The 26,175-nt window shown below is 32.6% G+C and carries 13 protein-coding genes; 4 read left to right on the top strand and 9 right to left on the bottom strand.

What is annotated here, in order from left to right:
• Positions 1–53: 53 nt before the first annotated feature.
• From WOO_RS00475 to WOO_RS00445, 7 genes are all read right to left on the bottom strand, one after another.
• Positions 54–683, bottom strand: a complete 630-nt coding sequence (locus WOO_RS00475; protein ID WP_014868756.1) for a WD_0853 family protein — start codon at positions 681–683, stop codon at positions 54–56.
• Positions 684–700: 17 nt separating this feature from the next.
• Positions 701–3,904: a TrbL/VirB6 family protein gene (locus WOO_RS00470; RefSeq protein ID WP_014868755.1), complete on the bottom strand. Its 3,204-nt coding sequence runs from the start codon at positions 3,902–3,904 to the stop codon at positions 701–703.
• 160 nt (positions 3,905–4,064) lie between these two features.
• A complete protein-coding gene (locus WOO_RS00465) occupies positions 4,065–7,031 on the bottom strand; it encodes a TrbL/VirB6 family protein (protein ID WP_014868754.1) in 2,967 nt (988 codons plus the stop codon).
• Positions 7,031–9,469, bottom strand: coding sequence for a TrbL/VirB6 family protein (locus WOO_RS00460; RefSeq protein ID WP_014868753.1), 2,439 nt, complete (start codon positions 9,467–9,469; stop codon positions 7,031–7,033). The genes WOO_RS00465 and WOO_RS00460 overlap by 1 nt, the downstream gene beginning before the upstream one ends.
• Positions 9,469–12,018 (bottom strand): TrbL/VirB6 family protein, encoded by a 2,550-nt coding sequence (locus WOO_RS00455; RefSeq protein WP_014868752.1) that lies wholly within the window; start codon positions 12,016–12,018, stop codon positions 9,469–9,471. The genes WOO_RS00460 and WOO_RS00455 overlap by 1 nt, the downstream gene beginning before the upstream one ends.
• The gene (locus WOO_RS00450) at positions 12,011–14,416 is read right to left on the bottom strand and encodes a VirB4 family type IV secretion/conjugal transfer ATPase (protein WP_014868751.1); all 2,406 of its coding nucleotides are present in this window, start codon (positions 14,414–14,416) and stop codon (positions 12,011–12,013) included. Before WOO_RS00450 ends, WOO_RS00455 begins: the two co-directional genes overlap by 8 nt.
• 9 nt (positions 14,417–14,425) lie before the next feature.
• Complete coding sequence (locus tag WOO_RS00445) at positions 14,426–14,719, bottom strand: VirB3 family type IV secretion system protein (protein WP_014868750.1); 294 nt, start codon at positions 14,717–14,719, stop codon at positions 14,426–14,428.
• 64 nt (positions 14,720–14,783) lie between these two features.
• Here WOO_RS00445 and WOO_RS00440 point away from each other — a divergent pair, with 64 nt between their 5' ends.
• The 3 genes from WOO_RS00440 to purH all read left to right on the top strand — a co-directional run bounded on the left by WOO_RS00440 (position 14,784) and on the right by purH (position 21,398).
• Complete coding sequence (locus WOO_RS00440) at positions 14,784–16,361, top strand: lysine--tRNA ligase (RefSeq protein WP_014868749.1); 1,578 nt, start codon at positions 14,784–14,786, stop codon at positions 16,359–16,361.
• 716 nt (positions 16,362–17,077) lie between these two features.
• Positions 17,078–18,469, top strand: a complete 1,392-nt coding sequence (gene fumC, locus WOO_RS00435) for a class II fumarate hydratase (RefSeq protein WP_014868748.1) — start codon at positions 17,078–17,080, stop codon at positions 18,467–18,469.
• 1,381 nt (positions 18,470–19,850) lie between these two features.
• Positions 19,851–21,398: a bifunctional phosphoribosylaminoimidazolecarboxamide formyltransferase/IMP cyclohydrolase gene (gene purH, locus WOO_RS00430; RefSeq protein WP_014868747.1), complete on the top strand. Its 1,548-nt coding sequence runs from the start codon at positions 19,851–19,853 to the stop codon at positions 21,396–21,398.
• Positions 21,399–21,786: 388 nt separating this feature from the next.
• Here purH and WOO_RS04085 read toward each other — a convergent pair whose 3' ends face one another.
• Both WOO_RS04085 and miaA read right to left on the bottom strand, forming a co-directional pair.
• Positions 21,787–21,975: a hypothetical protein gene (locus tag WOO_RS04085; RefSeq protein ID WP_044135377.1), complete on the bottom strand. Its 189-nt coding sequence runs from the start codon at positions 21,973–21,975 to the stop codon at positions 21,787–21,789.
• 2,549 nt (positions 21,976–24,524) lie between these two features.
• Positions 24,525–25,511, bottom strand: a complete 987-nt coding sequence (gene miaA / locus WOO_RS00415; protein ID WP_014868746.1) for a tRNA (adenosine(37)-N6)-dimethylallyltransferase MiaA — start codon at positions 25,509–25,511, stop codon at positions 24,525–24,527.
• 75 nt (positions 25,512–25,586) lie between these two features.
• Here miaA and WOO_RS00410 point away from each other — a divergent pair, with 75 nt between their 5' ends.
• The gene (locus tag WOO_RS00410; protein WP_014868745.1) at positions 25,587–26,057 is read left to right on the top strand and encodes a hypothetical protein; all 471 of its coding nucleotides are present in this window, start codon (positions 25,587–25,589) and stop codon (positions 26,055–26,057) included.
• Positions 26,058–26,175: the final 118 nt, after the last annotated feature.

The raw sequence follows: 26,175 nt of genomic DNA, 5'->3' as shown, positions 1-26,175 counted from the left end.
AGCTTTGACAATTTGATCAGGAAGAAAATTGTAAACATGAGTTCAAGACTTAATTACTTTTTTGATTTATTTGTTGTATCTACTATTGAATGACCAATTTCATCCTGTAAGCCATTGTAGTCATTTGTTTTATCATGGGCTAGCTCTTCAATTCTACTTTCTAACTCTAGTTTAATTATAGTATTGATTTTATCTGTGGTATCGAGAAAATTTTTACATTCTTCATCACTATACTCTTTACCAGATTCTTTTTTTTCAATAAAGAGTTTCTTAAGTTCTGCTAGATCAGAATCCTGGCTAGGATTTAGTACAATATTTCTTTCTATGAAACTAAGATCTGACAGTAGTAAACTGACTTCAAGTAAATCTTTGCTTTTAATGTTTGTAAGATCATCAAGACTGTCTAAAACATCAAACACTTTAAGTTCTTCTTGTACAACTTCTTGATCCTCGTTATCAAATTCAGACAGTAATTCTTTATTATCTACGAGTTCCTCACTAAGAACTTTATTGAGCTTTGAAAGATTAATATCATCCTGTTTGATATTATCTAGTAATAAATCTACTTTTGCTCTACGGACATTTAGAATGTCATCATAGTCATTTAACTTTATGTTACCATTTTTATCCTGGTATAGTTTGTAATAACCAAAACCTTTGAAATTTTTTTTACTAGTTTTCATCGGTGTTCTCATTTTTTTTATATAGATTCATCTTCTGGTATACTGGACTGACTGTTATCACCTTCATCCTTATATTTTTCTGGCTTTCTTTTATGTCCTATGGTGTAATCATGAAGTTTTTCTAAGAACTCTCGCCTGTGCGATTTTGTTCTATAGAGTAGATTATGATTATAGCTACGTTTTCCTATAGAATCAACACTATGCTTCCAATTAAATTTCATGGCACTTTCCATTGTATAGCCCAAATGTGACCCCATATATCCTTTGTAATAGTCTAAATATCTACCAATTCTTCTGTGTATAATATCTTCTTTATCAACTCCAAATGCCTTGTAAATTTTTTCTTCGAGCTTATCAATATTATTCTCAGACGATGTTGCAAATTTTGTTGCTTCAATAGTAGCGCTTGTAAGTTTACGTGGCACATCAATAGCATGTTTTAGCACACTCCCAACTCTTGGTATTCTATCTAGTAGATCAGCTGTACCTCCAGCTAATCTGTCCGGTAGATGAATAGCCCAACTTCCTAGAGACTCTAGTTTTCCGCCAACAAAATTTTGCCACTGTTGTTTGAATCCATTTATTGCACCAACTAAAGGTGATGCTGAATATATGCTAGATATATTATAAACACTGAACCCACCACCAGCAATACTTGAGCCCATCTGTTGTACAAACTCGCGTAAGGAGAACATTAAGAATGAAAGCAAGAATAATATAAAGATTTCTTTTACATCGATTAGATAGCCTTTTTGTATGTCCTTTACCCTTTGGTAATCACTATTTACCCGATAATTTTTGCAATTCTCGCAATCTTTACATTTCTGACAGAATTTACTGTTAGGATCCATATATAATTCATGAAATTTCAGTACTCTACAACCTCGATTTTCCACTACACTCTGTAGTAAAGATCTTATTTCGCTTTTAAAATTTGGTCTAATAATTCCCTTTCTATAATCTTCTATTATTTTTTTATAGTCTTCGCATTTTTCTTTATATTGTTGAGATTGACAGTAGCGCTCTGTAATTTCATCATCGATATTACCTATTTTTTTTTCTATATTTTTAATTAACAATAAGATATCGTTCTTTTCTAATGCGTGAGATAAACTGTTTGTTAAACGTACTAAATCTTTTGCACTACAGTTCTTGTCAACCACTATATCATTTTCTGCAATATAATGGTCTGCTAGATTGTTTTTATTACCTGGAACTGGGTTGAAGAAAGGATAATCTATATAACGGAAACCTTTTTTGATATAATTTGGTGGAAGAAGAATATACCCAGCACCGCCAGTAAATTTTATTGTACCAGCTGCTCTACTTAATTTTTCTATGCCCTCTATATCTTTATCTACTTTCAATGGAGCAGTCTCTCCGAGAGAGTAAGGTACAAAAATTTGCCCTGGAGTCCAACCAAAGTACTGCTTATCAACGATACAAAAACCGCCGAGCACCCATCTTGGAGCACATAGTTTTACTTCGAACCACTTGTTGTAACATACAGTGAAACCTAGTTGTCTATAAAAGGTATTCATTATAATTGAAGCTAGTAATGACAATAAGGTAAATATCATGATTGATTGTAAACAGAAACTGATACAGAATTTTACCCAACCTTCAAATAGACTTTTCAGCGGTGAAAAGAAAATAGAAATCAGAAACAGTGGCATTATAGCTATAAAAAAAGCTATGCCTACAAAACCAAAAAGGAATATTATATAGGCATATACACATAGCAAGAAATATAAAACGATTCCTATAAAAATGGCTGGTATCATAATGATACTTGTCCACATTTGATAATGGAAAAATGCTGCAAACTTTTTCCAAACAGAGTAAGCAAAAAACTTGTTGAACATGTCCTCCATGAAACTAAACAATTTAACATGAGTTTCATCTTCCTGAGTAACATTTCCGGTGTTCATGTTTGGAGCAAAATTAGTGATTATACTTATCAACTGTTCAAGGCTTTTAACAAATAAAACGAAAAAATGATCATAGAAAAACCTAAAACTTCCAGGAGATACAAGCACTATTACTAAAGTGATTTTCATTATTCTGATGAGAATATCATGCTTAGTTTCCTGTATCATGCCAAAAAGATAAAGAAGCGACGAGATTATTATGAATAACACAAGTAAGGAAAGAACGAAATTGTGAAAGCTAGTGCTTTTTTCGGCTATATTCTGAAATACAGCTTGTGCAGCTGTGGGACCGTTACTGTTAAAATGCTTTTCACAATTTTCGTTAATCAATAATGCACATTTTAGATAATTATAAATGTAATCAAATAATCCAACGGTACCTGTTTTTTGCACTCCGCTCAAAAATTCAAAAGAGTAGCCACCTGCATTATTTAAATAATATCTATCTAGTATTTTTACATATATTTTCCATCCCTTTTTTAATTCTAGCATATTACAGTTTCTATCCTTTAATTTAGTTCTATCCCCTTTTTTTAAAGTAAAAAGTCCGTTTCCGTCTTCTGCTATGGAGTCGTAACCTAAATGTATAGTGGGAGATTGAGGATTGCGCATTAATTCTAGGTTATCATTAGGATTTGGATCTATGAATTCTTTCTTGCCACTAGCATTTGTATTAGATCTCCTAAACAAAAAGTAAGCACCATGACCGTTAGTAAACCAACATGGAGCACCACGTAACGCTTTATTTCTGCTATCAGCCTCATTAACACACTTACAATTTACAGTGCAATTTGTGTTATGATTACTTGAAAATTTCTGTATACTAGATTTATAATCATTACAAACTAAATAAAAGCTAGGTAAACTATTATCACCTTGCTCACCTTCGAATTTAGTTGTGTATTTCAACTGCTCTAATTTTTGCAAGCTATAGTTATCTTTAGATTCTTTTCTATTGTTATTGTTCCAAGATATCCATGCACCATTAACTCGCACTACTAAATCATCTCCGTTGGTCTCGAGTCCTGTATCTTTCCATTTTACTACTTGATTTGGGTGAAGACCATTATTGAATTCTCCAGTATCATAGTCAATAACTTCTTCATTTTCTTGGATGAAAGCATCGTGATCATCTAAAAAGTGGGCGCTTACTGTAATAGGTTCAGGACCAAAATAGTCAGCAGATATGCACCTTGGAAAGGGCATATCGTTCTTGTCACAACTTGTTATTAGTGCATAAGTTGTAAGAAGTAGTAATCTAAAACAAAATTTGCTTAAGCGTAACTGCATATCTAAATTTTTTCTGAATATAGAAATAAACTTTACTTAAGATATCTTTTCAATTAGTTACTCTATAGTAGCAGCCATGCTTCTCCTTCTTAATCTTTTTTACTGTCAGATCATTGAGTATCATTTCTTTTGTTTCTGTCTTCTTTTTCTGTACCTTCCTTCATTTTTTTAGTACATTTTTTCCTTTTTCATTTGTTGCATCTGATTGTTTATTCTCGCCTGCAGGCTGCAATTCGTACTGCTTGGATTTAAACTCAATTTCTGGTCGATATTTACCCACTTTATGTTTGATTTCCTGTATTATGTTCTGAGTCTTGTCATCAAGTCCAACAATTGACAGTATAGATTGTGATGCGCTACTAGTAACCGTGCTAATGCTTCCCATAATTCCCCAACCAGCACCAAATATTGCTTGTGCTATAGTTTCTGATGCAGAGACAAAAACTTCCATTGCACTAGCAATAATAAGATATATAAACACTTGGATTAGGTCTATAGGTAATGCTGCAAAGTATCCACCTATTCTTTCTCCGGTACCAAGTGCAACATCAATGCTAGTACTGGGACTATATCCAAGAGGTAGTATCGATTTCATTATGCAAAGATCGTATGACAAGAAATTTATGCTAATTAAACATTGATAGCACGCAGAAAAGTTTGTGAGGTTATATAAAACTGAATATAGGAGTTGATTCAGAATAGATAAAAATGAAAATAAAATGACTGGCTGTATTGCAACATGGGCCAACGTTTTTATCCAGTTCTCAAATAGAGATTTAGTCTGTTGAAATAAAATAAATACGATAAATAAAGGTGTTAATGATATCAAAAACGCTACTAGAGAAGTAGATATTACATATCTAAATGTAGTACTAATAATGCATTTTAAGGACACAAAACTAGCATAGAGTATTATCAAAAAAGCAATGAAGCCAAAAGGACCAGCAAGCATTAGCGATAAAAACTTCAACCAAGTTTCCCTTGTGAATAATACTCCTGTTGTCAAATCTAAAAATGCAAAATTTTTACCACTTTCCCCTATGTGGCCAGAAAAACTGTCAACTAAATAAGTGCTACCGTCCACAAAAAACTTGGATAAAGTTGTGCCAAAAAGTTCCCAGCTCTTATCACTAAAGGCAAAAGATATAAATGCTATCTTCATTATTCTTATAATGAAGTCAAATTTACTTAACTGTGTTGTTCCAAGTACATAACCAACAACAGTAAATATGACATATAGAATAAGTAAGACTCTTACTCCTTGAGAAAGACCTTTTGCATACCCTTTGTATAAATCTTTAATACTGTCCCCAATCACTTCTCTTTTTATAAAATTAAGTACTTTATTTACACTTGATGAAATAAAATCGTTAATCTTTCTTTTGATAAACAAGGTCACGCTGTATTTGTTATTTTCGTAATATTTACCATTTTTATCTATAATATCACTTCTCTCTACATTGCTTACATCAATGCCAAAATAGATTTTTTTAGGTTTGTCATTTTTTAAGTGACTTCCATCTATTTCATAATATTTTATATTATCCTCTATTGAAGTTAATCCTATCACCTCCTTAAAGCTATCATTATTTGTAGTGGGTATATTTTCTGGCAAGTTATCACCTAGATAAATATACAGTTTTTTACCGTCAGCATATTCACACGACCTAGTTGTTTTAACGTGGTACCCTCCTCTATTAAGGTAATAATGACCATAATCTGCAATAGCGAGCATCACATTACTACCAGGTTCTACATTATCATTTACTAGATAGTCATTATTTAATTTCAGAGAAAAATTCTCGAAATTATTACTAATTTGTGAACATACGTTATCTCCTTTTGCTCCTTTTTTTTCTGGAAGACACTGAGTACCTTGAGCAGTATCTTTCATATCATCACGCTTGCTTTCAGGAGCACTTACATCACCTGCGTTATTTATTTTCACAACAAGAGCTTCAGCCCAGGAAATATCTTTAGTATCTAGTGTAAAATCAATAATGTCGACCTGCTTAGAATTTTCCCTGTTTTTAACCTCCTTAAGCTTATCTTTGACACTTTTGAGATGAGAGTATATATCACATTGATTATTTTTGTGATATTTTTGATATCTTATAGAGGAAACACAGTTTTTATGTCCTTTTTTGTATAAATCAGAATTGAATATGCCTTCTTTAGTATAGCAGATATTCTGATAGTAACAGTTGAGATTATAAGAGTTGTATTTTTTTATTTTATTAATATCACAATTTTCCCCTGTGCACGGTTGATTCAACCCTATTTGAGTAAAGCTGTAGTTTTTCACTTTGTTAAAGTTACAGTCTTTCCCGTTACATAATTTGTCCAGTCCTATTTTAGCACGTCTTAAATCTAACAATGCACCATTTATCCATGGGCTTTCATCTTGGATATAGCCTCTATTAAAATGTACTTTGTTATCGTATGGAGTGTAACCGTTACCGACTAGCACTGTTCTTTTTTTAAAGCTTTCTTTGCTAAGCTGCGGAAATTTTATCTCAGTCCTATTGTCATCGTTTCCACAAAAGAACGTTCCTCCATTAAGGAGATCTTGTATCATAGCTTTTTTATCTCCCTCTCGAGTCTTGTGGCAATTGTCATCAAAACTGATATCTTTTCCTTCTAGGTTGTTGATGTAATTAATTGTTATCTTTTTGGGAACTAAGCTGAAGCTTAACTTATCACCGGGATTTACTTTAATCCCAGTATCAACGTAACGCCTCTTGCTATAAAATTGACTATTCCCAAACCCTACGTTTTTACATACTTCTTGTTCATCGAGGCCAGAATTATTAATTGATTCACTACTATAATTCGGTATTGAATCGTCAGCACAAAATGCAGCAGGTACAAGTACTTTTTTTTGGTTTTTACCTTCTTTAAGAGGACAAAAATTTACTGATCCGCTAAGAGTAAATTTGATTTTTTCGCCTTGAGTAATTGTTTGACCAGAATCAACCCAATGAATCTTAACTCCTTTGTTAGATTTATGAACTGGAACGTCCACATTAACACTAGTATTTCTACTCTGTAATCCAGGCTCAACGCAATCTATAGTACAGCCAGTGATTGCAAAATAAACTGCCAATAATAGTGATCTTTTACTCATTATGATGGTTTCCCTGGAGACTGTGGTGTCTGAGGTATTGAGTTTCGAGTTCCTTGCGGTATTTCAGGTCTTTTGATTGGTGCACTTAACTGTTGAGCAGCACTTCCTGCTCGTATTTGAGCACTTTCTTTACCTAATCCGACTATTTCTATTAAGCTTTGTTGATATTGTTTTCCAGGTTCATTCATTATATAAACACCAAACAATGAGTCAGATATTTTTGAAGAAGCTTCAATCAAAGCTTCCATTGCATAACCCAAAATAACAAAAGTTATCATAGCAGCAATATTAGGTGTATGCTTAGAGACGTACCCGTAGAAAATACAAGGGTTAAAGATTCTTAGATTGATATTGAGTATGCATATAGAACAAGCTTCAAAATCAAACATTGAATATATGATGTGATCCATAGCTTGACTCATCAACGATATAAAAATTAAAAGTACTGCTGGGTGGATTGTAAATCTCGCTAAATTTTTGATCCAATTGTGGAACATCTGTCTAGTGTACGTAAACAAAAGACAAATAATAAAGATAGGTGCTAAAGAAAGTAATAATGCAACTGTTGCCATAGATGTAACAAAAGAAAATAAGGCATTAAAAATAGACAATGCTACTTTTATTAAACCCCAAATCAACAAGCAAAAAGCTATAATGCCTAAAGGGCCAGAAAATATAAGGGATACTATTAATAGTATGGAATTTGGTAAAAGAAATCTATTCAGTGATAAATCGAGAAACTCAAAAACATTTGATATTGTACCTCTGAAATTTGCTACTTCTATTAACTGTTTTGGAGTGTTAATAAAAATAGAGAACGCGTTATTATAGAAAAAATTCCAGCTATTATCTCGCAATAGCTGGGTGATAATTCCTATCTTTACACATGCAATTAAAAACTCATATATAGAAACATGAGTTAAGCCAAGAAGGTAATAAAGAGTATACAGGACTATATATAATATTAGCACTGATATTATTGTAGACCTAATAGTATTTGTTTTGCTTGATTTTGTAAAACTATCGTAAAGAACCTTTATAGGACTAGTATCAGAGTAGATTATATCAGAGTCATTGTAGCTGGGGCCGAAAAATGCGGTTTTTATCTTCTCATCAAAAAAATTATATATTGCACTAAAAGTTCTTGTAGGGGGCTCTTTAGTTGTTAGCTTGATGCTGAGCTGACCTTCATTTTTCTCGTAATTGCAACCATGATCTTTTATTCCGTAGTATATGGTACCATTTTTGCCTTTTAACTTTTTCTTCAATTTTTCCATTTCTTGAGTATCATGAACTTTGCTAATATCTACAGATATATCTTCCTGATTTTCACCGGGATTATTATTAGGAAACTCATCAGAAACTCTTATATATAAACTCTTTTTTAGATTAGCAACTTTTGTTACTCTTATGTTAAAACCACCTTTGTCATTTCTATCGTAGCAGCTCTCATTGTTTCTACTACATAAACTGAAAGTTAAACTCGGTGTTTGATGGTCCTTATTAATTTTATAATCACAATTAGTACATAAACCACCACTTGGAATATGTTCAAAATTTTCACCATCCATGTGAACTTTTAGAAGTGTAATGTCAGTTTTTACTTGTTTTTCTTTTAGAAAATTACTAATCACTTCAATATAAGACTGAGATATCTCACCTTCTATACTATTGAATTCAATATATGCACAATCTGTGTTCCTGTTGCCAGAAGGAAATTTACATATGCGTCCACAGAGTAAATTTAAAATGTGCGTATCTACTTTGCTTATTTGTCTATCTGAAAGACTACTACAGTTTATATTTTCTCCTTTTATAGAGTTAATAATGCTTTTAATTTTTTCTTTCCTCTCATCTTGATCTACTTTTGAAAAAGTTGGATCCCAGTACTCTTTTCCATCTAACCATTCTATCTTGTTGCCTATTATGTATTTGTTGGGGCATATTGTGTACTGACCTTCTTCATCCTCCCATATTTGACATTCATCTTGGTTTAAAATGCGTGCAAAATACTCCTTTTCTTTGTTGCTGCATTTTTTATCAATACTTACATATCTAATTGTCTTATTTTCCTTGTCTTTACATACTTTACTTCCAATAACACTAAAGTTTATTGAATCTCCGGCTTTAAGTGCAAATTTTGATAACGTAACCTCTTTTACTCCAGGTCTTATTGCAAAATCTTCATACTGCGGGCAAAAACTGATTTTATTAGGGACTATGCTAATTTCTGTTATTTTTATCTTACTTGAAATGTGAACGTTAGAGTCAACCCACTTTTGTTGTGTTGACACTACATCCAATTTTTCGCGTAAGTTTAATAAATTCTCTGGCTTAATACAATGATCCTCGCAACCAGACAGCAAAAAGAATATTACTATTAGTAAAAACTTACGCATAGCCCGTCCTAAGCTTTGATCACTTAAACGTTTATCCATTACTCACTTTGACCACTGCCGCTAGGAGCGGCATCTTTTACAGTGTCAATGATATCTTTTTCAACATTTTTGGTAGTACTAGTACCAGTATTTGCGAGAGTAGATCTACTACTGTTTTGTTCATCAGAACAAAACCTTATACTCTCCATACTTTTTTTAGCTTTCTTGGCAGCTTCAGCAGTACCTCCAGATTGAGCTTTGCTAATAGCTCCAACAATAGCTTTAGTTACAGAGAAGGCTTTTGATATCATTTTTCCAGGTGTAGTACCAGAGCCAAGTGCTGACCTTGGATTGCCGGCGAGCTCTGCAGCCATATTAGGAAGAATATTTAAAAAGTGATAAAATAGGAATAATATTAGAGCTAATTTAAACAATTCTCCGATTAGAGAACTGCTAAACTCCATATATGTAAAATCGAATAAACCAAGTATGTTACTCTTCTTAAAGCTGTAGTTTTGCATCATGCATGCAAGAGTGGTTTCGTTTTTTTTACTGCATTCTCCATCTTTTAACTTAAACCACTGTTTTTTATTGCTTAGCACTGTGATTTCTTCTCTTTCAAAATGTAAATTTTTAAAATAGATTTTATCGCATACTATGAACATAAAGGACAAAAACGCGAAAAGCATAACTGGGTATAAGCTATAGGTAATCAATTCCTTTAACCAACCATCAAAGTATCCTTTAGTGTGTTGGAATAGAACCATAGGAATGAACAAGGGTGATAAAGTGATGATTACACTTAAGGCAATAAGGGATAAAATAAATATATAGCACATCCATAAAATAACCATCATCATCATAACGGCCATAAATATACAGATAAGAGCTGTTAAAATCTGTCCGCCAGCAAAAATGATGCCGATTATTGAGCCTGCTACTAATAAAACAGGAGCAGAACCAAGTAAAATAGCCAATATTCCTGCACCACTAGTACCAATTTTCCCAGCAATTCCATCTAAAGGTGCTCCTAAGTAAAATAAAATTCTACAATCAAGTCTATCCCAGGACGCAAGATAGATGTCTTCTCCATACTTTTCTGCTTTATAATTACATATATTTTTACTTTCAGATGATGCCTTTAAGACTATCTCAGACAAACCATCTGAAAGCCTTGTTAACTCCTTATAATAATGAGACATAGTGCTACCTGTTGTAAAGTAGATCACTAAAGCAAATTTAATAATCAACATGTATATTTCTTGTGAACTGCGTACTCCACCGGATATGGCTTTTATAGAGAACAGCATTAAAGCTAAAACTAAAACAGCAGTTACAGTATTTTTTAGCCTTTTTTGTGCCAAAGATATAAAGTTCTCACCATTTGGCATACCTTTACCTGTAACTAAGTTATCTAACGATTCCTTAATACATTGTACTACCATGGAAGTTATAGGAATAGGAGCTAATGATTTACTTCCCGTCTGATTGTAACAAGCTTGTGAAACGTAGTCTTGAAAACAACCTTTGTTATCGTAACCTATAAAGATTTTTCCCTCTTTTTCGTTGTTCCTTATAATAGTTTTATAATCTTCATCGGAACCAATAGGGATTGGATTGCCAATACTAAATTTTATCTTGGACTTCTCACACATAGGAGCAATTAGGTCAGGTGGTAATTCCGTGCACCCTATATCAACTCCTTGCGGCCAGGGGATTATTCTAATACCAAGTGTGTTAACCTCAGCTAACTCTACACATAGCCTACCTGTTTTTCTTACTGCTTTGAACGTTGATCCATATATGGTTTTGCTCTGTCCAGCTTTGAGAACTTTACATTTTAGTCCTCCATCAACTTTTGGTGACCACGACCCATTTACGTATCCAGTGTCTTTTTCCCTAACATCAAAATCTATGTATCCGGCCTTCTCTCTGAAATCAAAGTCATTCTTCTTAAAAAGATTACCGAATGTTAAAGGATTGCGATAACATACTTCTATATATTCACTATACTGCACACCATTTTTTGGCCAGTAATAATGTTCTCTATCAATATTAACAATATCCCAGTTAGCAAAGTCTAAAATTTCTTTTTCTATCTGTTTTGCATTTTTTCCAGATTCTCCTTTTAATGCAGAAAGATATTCATCTTCTGTTTGAAAATTTTTATTTATGAATGTGCTATAACTTGTGTCTCTTAATGTAAAATCCTTATACTTTCCATCATGATCACGTGCAACTGGGTGTCTAACAAAACTATGCTCACAGACAACGAGTCCTCCTATTGCTTTCCAAACTCCAACGATTGCAGCTATCATTCCAACAATAACAAGACTAGTAGATAATCCAGCAGAAGAGACAGTCAAGACAACGCCAGTAAATATCGCACCAACAGCGATTGCTATCCCAGCAAGTGCTGGGGCTGTTTTAAACGCTCCACAATCAGGGTTAGAGGCACGACTGAAACTGCCAGTAGAATTAAATCTGCTAACAAATTCTGTTCTATCAATGCCACTTGCTATATCTCCAAAAGCTGGATATGAGAGTAAAAAATCTACATTCAGTAAAAATATCAAGATCAGTAGCAGTGACAGCTTGGTCTTAAACATTTTTTACTCTCTGGTAGAATATGGGTAACCATCTTTTCGGGTCGTTCCCGACTTCTTTTAATATATCATGTAACAATAGAATACTTTCTGCACGTCCGGATAACACATTGACTATATCATCTAAGTCTTTTAAGTCTATTCTAGCTACAACAGCATTAGCTCCTTGTTTCACCAAAAAGAATCTAGTACTTGGATCTGTATGCTTGATTAGTATATATTCACGTTCAGTTAGCATAAAGACATCTCGATAGACACTAGTGGCTTTTAAGTTTGGTAAAAAAATTTGTGTTGCTGTTTGTTGTACAAGTGTATCACTAATGGTACTTTTGCTTGCATCTTCAACACTTTGAGTGGCAAAAATCACAAAAGCATTTGATTTCCTTAGCACTTTTAACCAGTCTTTTATCTTAGGTGCAAAGACTGGATTATCTATTAATGCCCACGCTTCATCAAGAACAATAATAGATGGAGTGCCATCAAGAGATATACTAATCCTATGAAACAAATAAATCAAAACCGGTCCAAGAGCAACAGAATCTTTGAGTAAGCTAGTCATTTCGAAGCCAAATACCCTTGCTTTTGAAAAATCTAGTAAATCTTCTTTATTATCAAATATTGCAGCGTGAGAACCATTACCGTGCCACATAGATATTGCCCCAGCTAAGGTACCAGGGCCTGCAAGGCCTAAAAATGGTACGAGATTTCTCAAGAATCTGTCTTCTTTCCTCAACTTAAAATTTCCTTCAATTGCATCATTAATTCGAGTAATATCTTCTGAAGTAAATTTATCATTGTATACTGAAATTAAAGATTTTATCCACTCCATTAAAAATGTTCTATTGTCAGTAGTATCATCAAGTTGTAGAGGATTAAAATTTGTCTTAGTTCTTGGTTCTATTAGTGTATAGACACCGCCAAGCGCTCTTAAGAAGATCTCTGCGCCACGATCTTTATCGAAGAAGAATATTCTTGGAGAAAATTTCATTGCTTGAGCACATAAGAAATTCATTAAAACAGTTTTACCAGAGCCAGTTGGACCAATTATCATAGTATGCCCAACATCTCTTATATGAAAATTAAAGAAAAATGGTGTACCGGATGTTGTGTCAAAAACTGTAACAGCATCTCCCCAGTGATTATTGAATTTATTACCAGTAGGATAATTATGTTGAGATACAAAGCCAGCTAAGTTAAGACTGCTTATTGTACCTTTTCTAACTATATAATTGAAATTACCAGGAATTTGTGCCCAAAATGCTGGTTCAAGGTTAACTCTTTCACGGATAGGATAAACACCACAGTTAGAAAGCTCTGATTCTACCAGCGACAAAGCATTGTCTAATGATTTAGGGTTTTTTTCTATACATAAGATAGTTAAGTGATGTTCGCCAAACGCAATCTTACCACTCATTGCATCATCAAGTGCATGAGAGATTTCTGCTATTTGAGAAATAGCTTTATCTTCGGATTGTATCATCCGATTTTGTTGTATCTGCATTTTTGCAATTGCTATTTGTCTGTTTGTGAATTGGAAAGACTGTGTGATAATAAACTCGTAGGGAAGTTGTAAAAAGTGATCAAGCATTCCTGCAGAGGTATTATTACCATATTCTTTGATACTCACTATTCCAGCATATTTGCTCTCGTTGTGAGTTATAACTTGTATGGTCTTATGGCCAAAAAACAATCTATGTACTGGTAAGTATTTCGATATTTCGGTTTTTAAAGGGAAAAGCGTATTTGTAATGAAGCCACAATTTACAATTCTAGATAGAAATTCCATTATTTCACAAAATAAACCGTTTGGGGTTTCTTTTACTCCAAGAACCTTAGGCGAGTAATTTCTAAGGCTTGTTACTACACGATTTGTTGTTTCTTCTAAGTCTTCATAAATAGCACGCATGTCGCTTTTCCAGGCATATTTTGAGGTTACATGTCCGAATTTTTTCAGTAAGTGTGATAAAAATTCTACTCCTTTTGTATCCGTTCTACGAATAACTGTAATATATAGATCGTTAATAAATGATTGCCTTGTTGAGTGTTTTTCTCTCCATTTTAGATTTACGTAATTAGCAAAAAAATTTGGCAATTTTTGATTTACAGATTCATCAGAGAAGATATTTTTCTTACGTCTGATAGTATGAAAATATAGACCGAATGCTGGAGACGAAATGCTTCTCAGCATTTGATTCCTAATATTGTTCTGTATTACCAGATCTTCATCATCGGCTGTTTCAAACGCAAAGCCATTTAGTTTTATAAACTTAACTAACCAATTCTGTTTTGTTACTAAGGTTGTACTATTCCAATAGTAAGAGTAAGGTATAAATTCAGCAGTATGAACTTCTCTGTTTAGAATAGATTTATTCTTTGATTGAATAGCTCTAAACCTCAGCATTGTATAACATTAAGTAATATCGTAAGAATTAGCTCCATGATAAAGACGGTTTAAACATCTTGAGCACTTTCCTAATTTTACCATAAATAATTCAATAAACAGCGGTTCTTTTGCGGAAGCTATATAACCAAGTCCGTGTATTCCGAATAACATCAAGAAAGTTCTAAGATCATTTATATTAATAAAAATTAACATGCAAATTAGAACATTTAATATTGCAAACATATAACTCACACCGAAAAGCATCGCAGGTCTTGTAAGACCTTTAAACAATTGATTTGTTTGTATGCTACCTGTAGACATTTTTTGACCCTCTGACTAATAGCTTCAACACTAATACTATATTATTAATTAAAAATCTATTGAAATGAGTACCTCTTTAGGTAAGATAAGTAATTTGAATTCAATGATGATAAGCTGGCCATTTCAGGAAGCAGAAAAAATATTACAAAGATTTCCTAATAAAAAGGGGATAATATTTGAAACTGGCTATGGACCTTCAGGTTTGCCACATATTGGTACTTTTGGGGAGGTTTTTCGTACTACAGTTGTTGCGAATGCACTAAAGAAAATAGCTCCTGATATAAAGACTAAGATTATTGTAGTTTCTGATGATATGGATGGTTTGCGAAAAATACCAGATAATGTGCCGAATCAAGGGATGCTAAAAGAGCATTTAAATAAGCCATTAACGATGATACCTGACCCATTTGGCACCCACGAAAGTTATGGCCACCATATGAATTCACTGTTATGTAAATTTCTTGATTTATTTAATTTTGAATACGAATTTAGAAGTGCTACAGAGTGCTATAAATCTGGCGTTTACGATGAAAAACTTTTACTTTTGCTGAAGAATTACGACAAAGTAATGGATGTAATGCTTCCATCATTTCGAGAAGAAAGGCAACAAACCTATAGTCCGTTTTTACCAATATGTCCAAAAGCTTCTCGAGTTTTACAAGTTCCAATAATTGAAAGGAATGCCAATAAAGGAACAATCACATATGAAGATACAGATGGAGAAAAAATAGAGGTTCCAGTGACAAAAGGCAGATGTAAATTGCAATGGAAACCAGATTGGGGAATGAGATGGGCTACATTTGGAGTCAATTATGAAGCTCATGGAAAAGATTTGGTTTCATCTGCTGTACTTTCAAGTCAAGTATGTGAAATTCTTCGAGAAAAGCCACCACTTCTGTTTTCCTACGAGTTTTTTCTTGATAAAGAAGGAAAGAAAATATCAAAATCAAAAGGAAATGGTATTTCAATTGAAGAGTGGCTCACTTATGCCCCAACAGAGAGTTTAGCGTTGTATATCTTTCAGAGTCCAAAGAAGGCTAAACGTTTACATTTCGATGTTATACCAAGGTCAACTGATAAATATCTGGAGTTTGTTAAGTTATATAATGAGGATAAAGAAAAATATATGAATAGTCCTGTATGGCATATTCACCAAGGCAATGTTCCAAGCATAGGGATTTCAGGTATAAACTTCTCGTTACTTTTAAACCTGGCAGCAGCTTGTAATGCTGAAAATAAAGAGATTCTTTGGGGTTTTATATCTGCTTATGTATCGAATATTACACCAGAAAGTGATAAAATGCTCGACAGGCTTTCAGACTTTGCGGTTAAGTATTATCACGACTTTATCAAGCCAGCAAAAGCATATAAAGTTCCAAATGAAAAAGAGAAAGAAGCTTTACTAGATTTAAAGAATGCCCTATATTCTCTACCTATTATAACTACTGCTGAAGAAATTCAATCTCATGTCTTTTCAATTGGAAAAAAGCATAATTATAGTAATTTACGCGATTGGTTTCAGTTGCTATATAGAACGTTACTTGGCCAAAAAACCGGTCCAAGAATGGGATCTTTCATAAAGCTTTATGGGATAGGTAATACAATTTCTCTTATAGATACTGCTATTAAACGTACACTTTAAAGTTTGACCTCTTTGCATTTCGAGCTCTTTTTAGTTTAAAATTAAATGCAGAAATTATTCAACAACCTTGATCAATTTCCTTATCATGATACTGAAGATGTTTTATTCACTTTTGTAATCTCTGTATTAGGTTAATGGTAAAACTCAATGTATTTGGCATCTCATGTTAGTTTTTCGTACTATGTGTGTTGTTATCTTGATAAAGTTTCTATAGTTTTTTGCCTATACAAGTGCTGAAGCGCACTTATAAAATGTTTAAGACAGCAAAGAGGATATCAAAAATTGGTAAGCAATATTTGAGTACTAGTTATCCTAGGTTTTTTGCTTTTTTTACTTGATAAATTTCTTAAATATTAAAGCAATTCATAAATAAACATTTATTTTTATAATAAGTAATGTTATTTCAGGGTGTAACATCGGAATCTGTATTTTTTGATCTTGGTGTTGGCTACTTGAATAGCACTCTTAATAATCTTTGTTCTTTTTTCTATTTAGTAAATTTATTAATAGCTAAGATAATTTAAGAGTTCAAAGAGATATTATGCTAGTTCTTGATACTTTCTTATAAAGGGAGTTACTTTCGAGCTATTATAATACCAGTGTACTTGACACTAGTGGATTAGTAATGGTTTAATGATGAAGATGTAGAAATATTCACATGAGAGAAATATGTAGTGAAGTCGTATTCGAGTTTGTATGATATGAAAGGGGGGAATATGGGTAAAAAAAGTAGGCTAGAATCAGATAGCTTAGGTGAGATAAAAGTACCAAATGAACATTACTGGGGAGCACAAACACAACGTTCCTTGGACAATTTCAAAATCGGCATAGAAAAAATACCAGAACCTCTAATTGAAGCGTTAGCGGTGGTAAAACTTGCAGCAGCACGTGTGAACATGAAGTATGGTACTATAGACGAAAAAGTGGGTAATACAATCTGCACAGCTGCACAAGAGATAATAGATGGTAAATTCAACGACGAATTTCCTCTTGTTATATGGCAAACTGGTTCTGGGACTCAGACCAACATGAATATGAATGAAGTAATCAGTAACCGTGCAATAGAGATTTTAGGTGGTAATTTAGGTAGTAAATTTCCTGTACACCCAAATGATCATGTGAATCGTTGTCAGTCATCAAATGACACCTTTCCAACAGCAATGCATATAGCAGTGGCAAAGCAAATAAATCATTTTCTCATTCCAAATCTTGAATGGCTTTATAAAGCGTTAGATAATAAGGTTCAGGAATTTAAAAATATAATAAAAATAGGCCGTACTCATTTGCAAGATGCAACGCCTCTGACACTGGGACAAGAGTTTTCTGGCTATATGACTCAAATTGAAAAGGGAATAGAGAGGATAAAATTAACTTTGAGCAATGTATATGAGCTTGCACAAGGTGGTACTGCAGTTGGTACAGGATTGAATGTTAATCAAGGCTTTGCCGAGAGTTTTGCCAAAGAAATAGCAAAAATCACCGGTCTTCCGTTTACTTCAGCAAAAAACAAATTTGAAGCATTGGCAGCAAATGATGCTTTAGTTGAGTTAAGTGGAACACTCAACACGATAGCAGTTAGTTTAATGAAAATTGCAAATGATATAAGGCTACTTAGTTCTGGTCCAAGATGTGGGATTGGAGAAATAACATTACCAGAAAATGAGCCTGGTTCTTCAATTATGCCAGGTAAAGTAAATCCAACTCAATGTGAAGCAATAACTATGGTATGTGCTCAAGTTATGGGGAACCATGTTGCTGTAACTATTAGTGGTTCAAATGGTCATTTTGAATTGAACGTGTTTAAGCCAGTAATAATTTACAATGTTTTACAGTCTATAAGACTTTTAGCTGACGCAAGTTTAAATTTTGCACAAAAATGTGTGCTTGGTATCAAAGCAAATGAAAAAAGAATAAAAGATTTGGTGAATCAATCACTAATGCTAGTAACTATATTAAATACCTACATAGGGTATGACAATGCAGCAAAAATAGTGAAACTTGCCTATAAAGAAAATATCACTCTAAAAGAAGCGACAATGAAGCTAGGCCTGCTTACTGAGAAAGAATTTGAAAAAATAGTGAAACCGGAAGAAATGGTGAACCTATAAGCGACTAGTTTTAGTATCAACGCTTAAAGTGATTTCCTTTATCCCTTTCTTTCTCTTACCTGCTAACATTTTTAGTTTCTTACTGTATATGTAATTGCTTTATAGTATGCAGTTTATTTGAGGAGTTGTGATCTAATTTAAGAGTAATTTCCATAATTTGCAGTTTTTTTTCTACACCCACAATGCTCATAGGAAGTGTTAAAATGGGATAGAATCAAACAATAAAGTTAGCAGGATCCTTGTATATTTATTGTTTAAGTGAAAGTAATCTGGGTTTTCTTGCAAAACTATTGTTTATATGAAAAATGATGGTCTACTTTTTAGTGTCACTCTAGTGAGTGATGCTGAGATCTAAAAAAGGAAAGAAAACAGATTCCAGTGTCAGCTATTTAGATGGCAACAAAGGAGGAATTTTGTAAGAAGCTTTTTCATGCTGAATATTTAAGCTTAATTGTGGTATAAGTCTGTAATAGCGAGAGGAGAAAAAACGGTTAAATTTTCTATTTTACTTGCTAGTTTATTAGATTAATTAATGCCAGTTTGTAATAGGGATGATATTTTCTAGATGTTAATATGATGCAAATTCGAGAGTATGATAAACTTTGCTCTATTCAATTTAAGAAAGAAATAGAATATTATCTAAAGTTAAAAATTGGATAATTGATCTTGAGCATGTTGATGATATATTAATAGTAAAATATCTTGAAAAGCCAGTTATAAATACGTGTATAACCGTTAAATCATTGAAATTGGTGGACGATCATATCACAAAGCTATGGGGAAATTACAATATGAGTATCTACGGAACAGAGAAATGATATTTAGTAGGTGATATGTATAGTTACTAAGTTCACATAGCAAAATTTATTCTATGCTTGTGTTTTATTCAGGATAGTAGAAAGCATAAAAGCTATTATTTGCTTTGCGTAACTGCTTGAAAGGAGATCACAAAAGAGCGAGAAAATATTCTAAATTATAGAGATAAACTAAGTGAGATTTTCTTTTAAGATAGAGAAATGTATATAGAAAATAAAACAGATTTTATAAGAGGTTTGCTTGTTTAAGCAGAAAATATGAGCAATGAAAAGGATAATTGTACGTAAAGCTTTAATATAATATATGATGATATAGGTAATATGTATCAATTTATGGTGAAATATAGAAAAATATTTAAATGGTTGATGCTTATATTGGATTAATACCAAAATAGTGTGTCTTTAAGGAAGTTAATCAGCATAGTAGAATATTAAAATGGGATTATTAGAGTGTAGAACTAGCTGTATTTCGTGAAGCTGCGCGAACAATACTGAACTGATATAATTAGTAAGAAGAAATTCTACTGAGAAGCTTGGGTTAGAGCTATAGACAACTCTTTTTTTTTGTGTATAATCTTAAGAAATTTTCTATATTTGAAGTGAAAAGAGCTTTAATATCGGTTTATGATAAGTCAAATATAATTGACCTTGCATCATTTTTAATACAGCAACAAATGGAAGTTCTTTCAACAGGGAATACTTGTAAAGTGCTATCTGATGCTGGAATAAAAACGCGAGAAGTCTCAGATTATACACACTTTCCAGAAGTATTAGGTGGTAGAGTGAAAACTTTGCATCCTAAAATTCATGGAGGGATACTCTGTGATCGGGAAAAGCATAAAGAGGAGATGCAAGGTTTGGGAATTGAGCCTATAGATCTTCTTATAATTAATCTATATCCATTCTGGGAGACAGTGAATAGCGGGTCAGATGAGGAGCAAATTGTAGAGCAAATTGATATTGGTGGAGTAGCTTTAATTAGAGCTGCAGCAAAAAATTTTTATTTTACTTCAGTTATTTCTAGCATTCAGGACTATGAAACACTAAAAATTCAAATGATTGAAAACAACAATAAAACAACATTGGAATATAGAAAATATCTAGCAACTAAAGCGTTTGCTCTCACTGCATACTATGATTCTAATATTTATAGTTGGTTTTTATCACAGAGTAAGAATAGTGAATTACCAGAGTTTTTTGCTCTATACGGATATAAAACACAAGAACTAAGATATGGAGAGAATCCTCATCAAAAAGCTGCATTTTATAGCAATCAGTTTACAAAATGTCCGCTAGAAAAAATACATGGTAAAGAGTTGAGTTATAATAATATACTAGATGTAGAGTCTGCGCTTAACATAGTTTCTGAATTTAAAGAACCTACAGCAGTGATAATCAAGCATAATAACCCATGTGGTGCTGCTGTTGGTAATAACGCTTTGGAAGCATATGAAAAGGCTTTATTGTGTGATGAAATAAGCAGTTTCGGTGGTGTAGTAGCCTTAAATCGTGAGCTAGATTTAAAGCTAGCAGAGAAATTAAGTGAGATATTTTTAGAAGTAGTGATAATACCATCAGTAAACAGTGAAGCGTTAGAAGTTTTACAAAGAAAGAAGAATTTAAGAGTGATTATTTATAAACCCTTTCAGAAAAGTACAAAATATCAGATCAAAAATGTTGTTAGTGGTTTTTTAATACAAGAAAATAATAACTACTTGATAGAGGCAGGAAGAATTAGCCAAGTGACGAAGCATTCTGTAACAAAGAAAGAAAAGGAAGATTTGATTTTCGCTTGGAAAATATGTAAGCATGTGAAATCCAATGCGATAGTTATAGCAAAAAGTGGATGTACTATTGGCATCGGTGCAGGGCAAACAAGTAGAATAGGCAGTGTGGACATTGCAATAAAAAGAGCAGGTGAAAGATGTAAAGGTGCTGTGCTTGCTTCAGATGCATTTTTCCCATTTCCAGATAGTATAATAGAAAGTGCAAAACATGGAATTACAGCGATAATCCAGCCTGGTGGTTCGCTAAAAGATCAAGATGTGATAGCAGCTGCAAATGAGAGTAAAATCGCTATGTTTTTTACTGGTATTCGTAGCTTCTTTCATTAAGTTTTATATCTTATAGCTAGGAATTTTCTTTTCACATCATCACAACTTTGGTGAATGTGTACGGTTTTTCACGTTACCAATAACACACAGAGCTATGCAATAAATCTACTGAAACTTTGAGAAATGAAGCCTACTTCTGTATTCAAATATATCAAGCAGTAATTTAAAAGATTTATTCTTGACTATTGTGCTTTTTGTGTTGTTGTATGTGAGATTAAGTAACTTTCTGTTCTTGTATAAATTAGCAAAATTTAAACTTCACGTATCCTGATTATTTTATATCTAAAATATCTCTTCTGTCTCTTAATATCATGTTCTTTCCAGAATGTAAAATTCATCTTGCGACTTACGCATTATCTTTAACTTTGAGGGTGAGCTTTGACTTAAGTTATTGTATTAATAATATGGTTTGTTTCCTCGTTCTACGCTGCCTCTTAGCTGGTGTAATTGCGATAATCCAAGTTGCTCTGTATTTTCTATAATTAGAATTGGTTGTTGCATCTAGTATGTCTACGCCAACTTTTATTACAGTGGTTGTAACAAGCAGAGAAAATTTATCTTTTTTGAGAGAAAACATAACTTGATTTTTCTGTTCCTTGGTTAATTTCCTGTATATTATCTCGACTTTATTAAAAAGTGTTTTTTATGCTTCCTGGAAGCGCATCTCTGCTGCAGTGATATTGAGCTCCCCCGTTTCCTACTATGTATGAATAAATTCAATATGCTTTTTTGCTCATATATATAGTATTCTTGAACCTTTTAGTAAAATTTAGTACTTTCTTGATATTTATAGTGACAGTTTTTATTGATAATCTGGATTCTGATTTCTTTTTCCTTAAAACTAAGTATTCAATACTATTATACATGGCTTGCTGTAAAGTTCTTGGAGTTGCGGTAACAAAAAGTATATCGGCATTTTCTCCTTTTTTTGCTAAGCAGATTTTTCTGCATCACTACAAATCATTATTGTTCACCTATAATTGCAAGCCCAAAAATTTTAAATGTGATGTTAGCTTGAGATAGTGCGTGAGTGCTAAACACTATGTTTAAAATACCGCTTATAAGTTCATTCATGATAATTTTTCTTGCGTGTAGTCTCGCCAGAGAGTAGAGTAATTTTATATTATCAGTACAGAATAAAGCCTTTTTGATTTAATAATGGTATTGTGCTTCTGCAGATAATAGTAGTTGGTGCTTAGAGCTGATTGCATATTGTTTTCTACTAGATTAAGCATTGCAAAAAGTGCAATCACGGTCTTTCCACTACCAATATCACTTTGAAGTAAACTTACTTATCATATGGTGCTTAAGATTTTTATCTTCTGAAATTTCACCTATTATACTAACTTGATTATTTTTTAATTTAAAACGATAGTTATTCAAGACTTGTTTTTTATATATTTATTGGATATTGTAAATTCTCTGTTCATTTTTTTTTTACATAGTTTTCTCTTGAAGTTTTAGTGTTAGTCGATATGTAAAAATTACTATAAGTAAGCCTTTTCCTTGAAAATTCCGCTTCAGTTAATGAGCTTGGCTTGTGCAACTTCATAATATTTTCTCTTCAACTTAGCAGTTTTTTAATTAACATGGCGTTTATCCATTCTGGCAAATTGGGCAGTTTTTTTTTAACTAGAGCTTATCATATTTCCGATACTTCTATCGGTGATGTTGCGATACAATTAGTAAACCGATTCTATGCTAGCTATTTTTTAAAATAGGCTAATGTTAAGCAATACATAATCTGGATGAGCGATTTGCCAATGTTTGGGAAATTTTTCGAGTTTTCACTAATAATTATATTGGCTCCGTTTGGAAATAATTTATATCAATAATTAATTGAATAATTAAAAAAGATTATAAGTATGTATTGACTTTTACTTTCAATGACTATTTTATATGGGATTCTCTTTAAGAGTGAGGCGGGTAATGCTCACAAACTTTTGCCATGAAAGTTGAAATTTTTCAATTTGAGCATCAAGTAATGACTTTTTTCTATCTATATGACTGGACGGCCTATAAAACAGCAGGTTCATTACTTTATTTCCACCACAGAGTTTAGGCAGTATTGTGAAATGAAATTTAGATATGTTCTCTAAATTGCTATTTTAGAGAAATCAGTACTTTTGGTTGTTTGCTGGGATTTATGTATGTGTAAAACCTTTTTATCCTTAATAAGAGGTCTTCTAAAGGTTCTATAGTTTGGTGATGAAGCTGTTACTATTTGTCGTTGTAGAGCTTGTATCAGTGTTAAGTATTTTTGTTGGCTTATTAAATATTTCATGTATTGTACTACTGCATTCTATATTAAGATGTTGATAATAAATGATTTTATATAGGAGAAAAAAGAAAGTTCAGTAATTCGCTGAGAACTCGAACAAAAAAGTTTAATTTTAGCATGTTAAGAGCCGATAAGGATAATAGATCAGTAAGCTCTGATGAACAAGTTTGTAAAAATTTTCAAAGGATAGATTTTGTTATTGACAACAAAAATATAAGTAGAAATTTGATCGAAAAATTATATACAGAGTATAATAGTTTACTCTCAAAGAGAGTAAGATGAAGACTACCGTTTTTTTTTGTAAAAGAAGTTTTTAAGAGAATGTTTAAATATGTTGAAACTCAAGTTCCAAGAGGGATTATCCCTTGGAGGGAAGGTTACTGATTGTAACCAAATAAGGTATGTAAGTGCCTTGTATGTTAAAGGAACATATCTTCTTTATTTACCTATGGGATACAAGTTATTGTTCAGGTTTAATCATTAACAATGCATATTGGTTACAGTGATTCAGGCTATGCACAGTTACAGTTGAAGAGCTAGTTTCTACTAACGCTTTTACAAAGCTAAAATGAAAAATTATATAAGTAGTTGCGTAGCTTACTGAAGTTCACTTAAATCTTAGGATGGGAAAGATGCGTAATATATAAAAGATAGTAAGTTATCTCTTACTATTTTTGAAGGGGTAGGGTATTAGCCAGTTGTCGATGGAATGCAACAAAAAGTAAAAGTTTGTTTTGATGTCATTTAAAGAGTTTTTAGAATTGATTAAGAGCATTTTTGGCTATATTATATAAAAGAATAATAAAGGAGAAAGATGTGTAGTTACAATGAAACAGGTAGCTTTGCTAGATTATTGAAAGTAAAAAGTACTTAAAACAAGTTAAACTACCAATCAATACATCGAGACTGTTATACAGAATAAGTAGTAAAAAAGGCTGTATTAGATTAAAGGAAGAGTGAAAATCTTCTATGCAGTTGATTACTTCAGAGTTTGGGAGTTGATTTTTAAACCAAGTATACTGGCGCTTTGCGTAATGTCTTGTATTTGTTTGAGCAATTTGTATTGCTTCGTTTAGGGTAATCTTACCTTTTAAGTATTTTATAATTTCTGGAACTCCATGTGCTTTCATGGCTGGCAAATATAAGGCTAAGTTCATACCAAGTAGATTTTTTACTTCATCAATTGCTCCATTTTTAATCATTGTAATAAAGCGGGAATTTATTTTTCGATATACGTCCTCGCGTTTAGGTAAAATTGTATATATCTTAAAATTATTGATTAAAGGAGGCTGTCTATTTTCTTGCCATATAAAAATTGACTTGCCAGTTTCAGTAATAACTTCAAGTGCTCTTGAAAGGCGATGTGAGTCATTCATGAATATTTTACCTTGAATTTTTGGGTCTTTGTTTAACACTAATTTATAGAACTCCTCTTTGCTTAAATTTTTTCTGAACTCACTTACATTTTTTTTTACTTCCTGACTTATTTGTGGAATTGATGACAAGCCTTTGATCAAACTGCTGATATAAAACCCACTTCCTCCAGTAATGATTGGTACTTGTGAGTTTTCTAATACATTATTGATTTCCTTCTTCAAATCTTCTAGCCATAGACCCACGGAGTAGTTTTCTCTTGCCGAAACATATCCATACAATTTATAAGGTTTTTCTTGCTTCAATGGCTGAGCAGTAATTATGGGAATTTCCTTGTATATCTTTTTTGAGTCACAGTTTATTATGCTAATATTCAAATATTTTTTCATTAGATTATTGCATAATTCTGATTTACCTGAAGCTGTAATTCCTGTAATGATTATTATACTATTTTTCATTTATATTAATTTGATTAACATATAATAGAGTGTAGCAAAAATTTGGATTCTACAATCTAAAGTTCGGAGACTTTTATGACAGAAGATAACGATAATAATTCATTTACTAAGCGTTTTTCAAGCAGGATTTATGGTTATACAGGGGGAAGTTTTTCTAACAAGTATTCATCTCAGAATACAAAGGAACGTGCGTTAGGAGAAAGAGGGAGAATCTCTGAATTAGCAAGCAAAAAAACTGAGCCTAAGGAAGCTTTTTCCAAAAGTGGCAGCATAAAAAGCAGAAGCAGAATTCTCAATGAGAGATCCTTTGTTGATGCGGCAAGAAGAAGTAGATCAGATCTTATATATCTAGTTCGTGGTAAAGATCGTGGAAGGTCAGCGTGGCACTATGTATTAGTTAGTAAAGATAAGAGAGAGATGTTTCTTGCAAAAAGCAGAACTGGTTCTATGGATGTTGCAGATTATGGAGAGATTTTGTATTCAGGATGGGGAGAAGATCCACCACAAGAAATAGTTGATAAAATTAATGAAGAGTTTGGACTATAATAAGTCTGTGATAGGCTTAATATAGCGTCTTGTGTAATTTAACCTATAGACTAAGCAGAGAAAAAGTGATGGCATTTTTTTTGTACATTACGTGCATTTAAATTGCTTTAGCATAAAT

The sequence above is a fragment of the Wolbachia endosymbiont of Onchocerca ochengi genome (genome assembly GCF_000306885.1).
Taxonomy (GTDB): Bacteria; Pseudomonadota; Alphaproteobacteria; order Rickettsiales; family Anaplasmataceae; genus Wolbachia.
This window is presented reverse-complemented; position numbering and strand designations above follow the sequence as displayed.